This is a genomic window from Mesorhizobium sp. M7A.F.Ca.AU.002.02.1.1, assembly GCF_003998535.1.
In the GTDB taxonomy this organism is placed as follows: Bacteria; Pseudomonadota; Alphaproteobacteria; order Rhizobiales; family Rhizobiaceae; genus Mesorhizobium; species Mesorhizobium ciceri.
The window spans coordinates 1-5,475 of record NZ_RZPB01000422.1 but is presented as its reverse complement, the minus strand read 5'-3'; the positions used below and the strand labels follow the sequence as shown (position 1 = coordinate 5,475).

7 protein-coding genes are annotated in these 5,475 nt (G+C 60.9%); 3 read left to right on the top strand and 4 right to left on the bottom strand.

Translation table 11 applies throughout. The features are described 5' to 3' along the window. Together EN879_RS22965 and EN879_RS22960 are read left to right on the top strand one after the other, a co-directional pair. Positions 1–1,394 (top strand): AMP-binding protein (locus tag EN879_RS22965; RefSeq protein ID WP_164774530.1); only part of this gene is annotated, 1,394 nt, incomplete at its 5' end. A gap of 69 nt (positions 1,395–1,463) precedes the next feature. Continuing rightward, positions 1,464–2,567 (top strand): calcium:proton antiporter, encoded by a 1,104-nt coding sequence (locus EN879_RS22960; protein ID WP_013530361.1) that lies wholly within the window; start codon positions 1,464–1,466, stop codon positions 2,565–2,567. Between the two features lie 243 nt (positions 2,568–2,810). Here the strand turns inward: EN879_RS22960 and EN879_RS40125 are convergent, their stop codons facing one another. The 4 genes from EN879_RS40125 to EN879_RS22945 all read right to left on the bottom strand — a co-directional run bounded on the left by EN879_RS40125 (position 2,811) and on the right by EN879_RS22945 (position 5,162). Next, positions 2,811–3,044: a LysR substrate-binding domain-containing protein gene (locus EN879_RS40125; RefSeq protein ID WP_224621641.1), complete on the bottom strand. Its 234-nt coding sequence runs from the start codon at positions 3,042–3,044 to the stop codon at positions 2,811–2,813. Positions 3,045–3,080: 36 nt separating this feature from the next. Further along, the gene (locus EN879_RS40120; protein WP_224621640.1) at positions 3,081–3,248 is read right to left on the bottom strand and encodes a LysR family transcriptional regulator; all 168 of its coding nucleotides are present in this window, start codon (positions 3,246–3,248) and stop codon (positions 3,081–3,083) included. Positions 3,249–3,428: 180 nt separating this feature from the next. Further along, entirely contained in the window at positions 3,429–4,103 is a 675-nt protein-coding gene (locus EN879_RS22950) for a TetR/AcrR family transcriptional regulator (protein ID WP_013530362.1), read from the bottom strand. Positions 4,104–4,217: 114 nt separating this feature from the next. Next, on the bottom strand, positions 4,218–5,162 hold the full coding sequence (locus tag EN879_RS22945; RefSeq protein ID WP_013530363.1) for a nucleoside hydrolase: 945 nt from the start codon (positions 5,160–5,162) through the stop codon (positions 4,218–4,220). A 101-nt stretch (positions 5,163–5,263) separates the two neighbouring features. Between EN879_RS22945 and EN879_RS22940 the strand changes: the two genes are divergently transcribed. Then, positions 5,264–5,475, top strand: a 212-nt coding sequence (locus EN879_RS22940) for a 2-oxoglutarate and iron-dependent oxygenase domain-containing protein (RefSeq protein WP_206520985.1), incomplete at its 3' end; no start/stop codon positions are given.

Genomic DNA, 5,475 nt, shown 5'->3' with positions numbered 1-5,475 from the left:
ACATCAACCCGGCCTACCGGTTGACCGAGCTCGACTATGCGCTGAACAAGGTCGGCTGCAAGGCGCTGGTCACCGCTGCCAGGTTCAAGACGTCAGATTATCTCGGCATGATCGAGACGCTGGCACCCGAGATCGCCAAGGCCACGCCGGGCAAGCTCAAGGCACAAAAACTGCCGGCGTTGAAGATCGTCATCCGCATGGGTGACGAGAACTCGCCCGGCATGTTCAATTTCGGTGATGTGCTGGCCATGGCCGGGCGTGACGAGCATGACAGCCTCGACCGCATCTCTGAGAAGCTGAAGCCGGGCGAAGCCATCAACATCCAGTTCACCTCAGGCACCACGGGAGCCCCCAAGGGCGCGACGCTGACCCACGGCAACATCGTCAACAACGGCAATTTCGTCACTTCGGCGATCAAGCTGACCGCCGACGACCGGCTCTGCATACCAGTGCCGCTCTACCACTGCTTCGGCATGTCGATGGGCACGATGGGTTGCGTCTCGAAAGGCGCCACCATGGTTTTCCCGGGAGAAGGGTTCGACGCCGGCGCCACGCTGAAGGCGGTGGCTCAGGAACGCTGCACCGGGCTCTATGGCGTACCGACCATGTTCGTTGCTCTGCTGGATCATCCGGATTTTTCCGCCTTCGATCTCTCCAGCCTGCGCACCGGCATCATGGCCGGTTCGCCATGCCCGATCGAGGTGATGAAAAAGGTGGTGTCGCTGATGCATATGGAACAGGTGACCATCGCCTACGGCATGACCGAGACCAGCCCGGTGTCGTTCCAGAGCGGCGTCGACGACCCCCTGGAAAAGCGCGTCTCGACCGTCGGGCGCATCCACCCCCATGTCGAGGTCAAGGCGGTCGATGCCGATGGCGCTACAGTTGCGGTCGGCGTACCGGGTGAGCTTTGCACGCGCGGCTATTCGGTGATGAAGGGTTACTGGGACGACGACGACAAGACCCGCGAGGCGATCGACGCCGACGGCTGGATGCACACCGGCGACCTCGCCACCATCGACGCCGAGGGCTATTGCAACATCGTCGGCCGGGTCAAGGACATGGTCATCCGCGGCGGCGAGAACGTCTATCCCAGGGAGGTCGAGGAATTCCTCTACCGCCATCCAAAGGTCAAGGAGGTGCAGGTGTTCGGTATTCCCGACGCCAAATATGGCGAGGAGCTGTGCGCCTGGATCGTGCTCAAGCCCGGCCAGATCGCCACCGAGCAGGAGGTCAGAAACTTCTGCGCCGGCCAGATCGCCCATTACAAGATCCCCCGCCACATCCGCTTCCGCACCGAATTGCCGATGACGGTGACCGGCAAGCCGCAGAAGTTCCTGATGCGCGAGGCGATGGTGGAGGAACTGGGCTTGGTGACGCAGAAGACGGCGTGAACGGGTGAACGCTTCGATCTGTCGGTGCGCGAATGCAGCCACGGTTCGCAGCAGCGCGCAGGGGCTTGCATGAGCGGTTTCGGACGTTCGGTGACTTCATATGCGATGCCGCTGGCCGCCTTGGTGATGGCTGTCGCCGTCAGGGCAGGCGGGCTGTCGGCGGACGAAGGTTCGCTGGGCGTCAGGATACTCGTCGGAGCGCTTTCGAGTGCGATCATGTTCACCACCATTTTCGTGGTGCTCGACCACGCCGAGGCGGTGGCTCGGCGTGTAGGAGAGCCCTACGGCACATTGGTGCTGACTTTTGCCGTGACGGCAATCGAGGTGTCGATCATCGTTTCCATGATGCTGCATGGAGAGAACAACCCTACGCTTGCACGTGAGTCCGTCTTTTCAACGGTGATGATTGCATCTACCGGCGTCGTCGGCACGTGTCTTGCGCTTGGCGGCTGGCGCCATCGCAAGCAGGCAATTGTTCGACAAGGGACCAGCGCATATTTGGCGGTTCTGATCGCGCTGACCATCATGACGCTTATTCTGCCGACCTACACACAAGCTACGGGGCCGGGCACATTTTCGGCAGCTCAACTTGGCTTTGTGAGCGTGCTTTCGGTGCTGCTTTATGCAAGTTTTGTGTTCGCGCAGACTGTCCGCCACCGAGAAGACTTTGTCGAAGGGCAGGCCCACGGCGTTTCGCTGCGGACTGCTCCTCACGAAAGCGTCTTTGCCAGCGCTCTGTTGCTGATGGCCGGCCTGATCGGCATTGTCATGCTCGCCGAGCAGGTCGCGGCAAGCGTCGAAGATACGCTCGTTGCCTACCAGGTGACCCAGGCTGACAGTATTGTGGGGGCAATGATCGCCGGGCTGGTGTTGATGCCGGAGGCCATTTCGGCGGTTCGCGCTTCACTCAACAATGAGCTGCAACGCGGTTTGAATGTCGCGATGGGTTCCGCTTGCGCCACAATCGGTTTGACAATACCGGCGGTCGCAGCCGCCAGCCTGCTGACGGGCAGAGGGTTAACCCTGGGGCTTCCAGCGACTGACACAGTGCTTTTGATTTTAGCGCTCTTCATATGCAATGTGAGCTTTAGTACTGAAAGAACAACATTCTTGACGGGCGCTGTCCATATCGTGGTATTTCTTACATACATATTTCTTATATTTGTGCCATGAACTCTGGCTCAGGTTGGCGCTTGAGGGCTGGCTCGCGCTGCGGCTGGGCAATGGCCGACGTCGGCTGTAAACCCCGATTGGCATCCAACATCGGTGGGGCGTCCACGCCGCCATGGCGCTGCATCGTCGAAATGAGCAGATGGTCGAGGGCACAGAATTCGTCCAGGGTGATCGGTCCCTTGCCGCGCGGATGGCCGTGCCCCTGGGCGGTGACGAATTCCTCTTCGAACAGTTTCTGCCTGATCAGGCCACTCGAACGTCTTCCGCGGCTCCGATGAAGAGATCGATGTCGCCCTGCTCCAGGTGCTCGACGATCCTCGGCTTGTCGGGCACCGTAAAGGCGACCTTTGCGTTGGGAGCTTGGGATTTGAACCGCGGAATGAGGTCCGGAGCCAGGATCGCTGCCGGATTGTCCGTTGCGGCAATGCGATAGACACGTTTGCTTGTGGCGGGGTCGAACAGATGAGCAGTATTCACGAAATCGCTCAACCGAGCAGCCGGACGAGTTCGGGCTCAAGTGCCAGGGTCGTTCAGCAATTGACGCAGCCGCGTCAGGCGGGCCGACAAGGCCGATTGGGTAATGTTCAATCTCGACGCCGCATGGGTGACGTTCTGGTGCTTCAACAGCGCATCGAGTGTCAGCAGCAAGCCAACGTCGAAATCCGATAGCCGTTTTGTCAATGGGACCTCGAACCAGCAGGCGCTATTCAATCGGTAGCGCTCTCTAGCACGGTTCCGGAGATTGAAGGACAATGGCTTCGAAGTTTACTGCCGCCTATGGCGATTTTGCGACAGGTGCTGCTCCTCGCCACAACGCGGCCCGACCGTTCCAGATGGCACGACTGTTTCCAGCCAGAGGTCCTAACGACGATCGGCCCGCATCTCCGTCGACTTCGGCGCCGTGCCGGGTTCTTGAACGAGCGGTCCGAGCAGCACTTCTCCGAACAGTGGCTGGTAGCGGCGGCGCACGGCCGGGTCTTCCTTGAAGGACAGTGCGTACTGGCCGATCTGGTGGAAATAGGTGATGCGCGCCCGCACGATGCTCTCGTCTTCCGAATAGCCCATGGCGCGGAACGCCCGGATGAGCAGCGCGATGCGCAGATCGTCGATGTCCTTGACTTCCTGAGCGAGCTTTTTCGATGTCCGTGACCAATCGCGAACAGCCAAGTCAAGCAGCGGGCTGAAAGGGGCTTCATCCACCCAGACATGCACGATGTCGGTGAAGAACTGCAGGCCGTCTATGTCGTGGATCTCGCGCATCGCCCAGAACGGCGCGCAATTGCTGTTTCGCCATTCCTGCAAGAGGCCGCCGCGAAGGTCCGCCAGGCTGGCAAAATGGAAATAGAAGCTGCCCCGCGTGACCTTCAACTGCTGCGCCAGGCGGTCGATCTTGACCTCGCCGATGCCGCGCTTTTCCAGCACCTTGCGCGCCGCCGCAATCCAGGCCTCACGGCTGAGCGTCTGCCGCGCCGCTTTTGATCGCACCGCCGGTCGAGGCGGTCGTTTCGTTTTCGCCAGCACGCCTTTCCCGTTCATGAAATTCGAGACCTTCGTCGCCGCGCGCAACGCGCATGGCCGATTCGCCTATCGAACCGCCCCGTGACTGCTTCGCAATTCTCCGTGTCACCGTCTATCGCCGGATACGCATTTTCAGGGCAGTGCACTGATCCGCTCCAGCATCAGCGTGAAGAACGGCGCCGGATCGATCCGGCGCAGGACATTGCAGTTCTTGCGGCGGCCGGTGACGTGCCACCAGTCGACGACGGTCATGCCTATGGTTTCGGGCGAGACGATATCGACCGTCACGGCGCACTGGCGCTGCTCGTAGATCCCCGGGGCCAGAAGGTAACCGGTGACGCACGCATCGTGGATGGGACGCGCCGCCGTCGCGAATTTGTGGGTGCCGTATTGGCGATAGAAGTCGGCCATGTTGGCGGCCTCGATCGCCGCGCGACTGCCGGTGGCGCGCAGGGCGTCGAGCCATTCAGGCGTCATCAGGGCAGTGTAGGTGCAGTCGATGCCGGCCATCGTCACCGGGACGCCGCTGTCGAACACTTTGTGCGCGGCATGCGGATCGACAAAGATGTTGAACTCCGCGGCAGGCGTGGCATTGCCGCCTTGAAAAAAGCCCCCGCCCATCAGCACGACTTCGCGCAGCCGAGGGACGATTTTCGGTTCCATGGTCATGGCCATGGCCAGGTTGGTCATCGGCCCGAGCGTGCAGACGGTCAACGCGCCTTCCGGCGCATCCATGATCGTGCGCACCAGGTAATTGACTGCGTGCTCGCTCTGCAGCGGTGTGACGGGTTCGGGCAGATCGGCGCCGTCGAGGCCCGTTTCGCCGTGAACATACTCGGCCGTGATCAGCTTGCGCACCATCGGCGCCGGGCAGCCGGCATAGACCGGCACATCGGGTCGTCCGGCAAGTTCCACGACCTTGAGCGCATTCTTCGACGTTAGGGCAAGCGGCACGTTGCCGCCGACTGTCGTGATGCCGACTACCTCGAGTTCGGCTGGCGAGCCTAGCGCGAAAAGGATCGCGAACGCGTCATCCTGACCTGGGTCGGTGTCGATGATTATCTTGCGTGGTGCCATTGTGCCGCGTTTTTCCCGTTGCGCTCGAAAGCCTATTGCTGAGGCGATTTGGATGTGTAGAAATACAGTACTGTATCTTATGTTCAAGAGAAGGTGTTCGAATGGACGCACGCGGCGACTTTTCCGAAATTCCGATCATCGATGTGTCGGCGCTCTATGGCGATGACCAGGAAGCGATCGCCGCGACGGCGGCGACACTGCGCCGCCATCTCGAGACGATCGGCTTCCTCTATGTCGTCGGGCATCCGATCCCGCGTGCCGACGTCGAAGCGGTTCGCGAAGCCAGCAAGCGCTTCTTCGCTCTGCCCGAGGA

What these genes read in the sequence shown, in the direction of transcription:
- EN879_RS22960 (WP_013530361.1), top strand. Translation starts at nt 1,464, where the DNA reads ATGAGCGGTTTCGGACGTTCGGTGACTTCATATGCGATGCCGCTGGCC.
- EN879_RS22945 (WP_013530363.1), bottom strand. Translation starts at nt 5,162, where the DNA reads ATGGCACCACGCAAGATAATCATCGACACCGACCCAGGTCAGGATGAC.
- EN879_RS22950 (WP_013530362.1), bottom strand. Translation starts at nt 4,103, where the DNA reads ATGAACGGGAAAGGCGTGCTGGCGAAAACGAAACGACCGCCTCGACCG.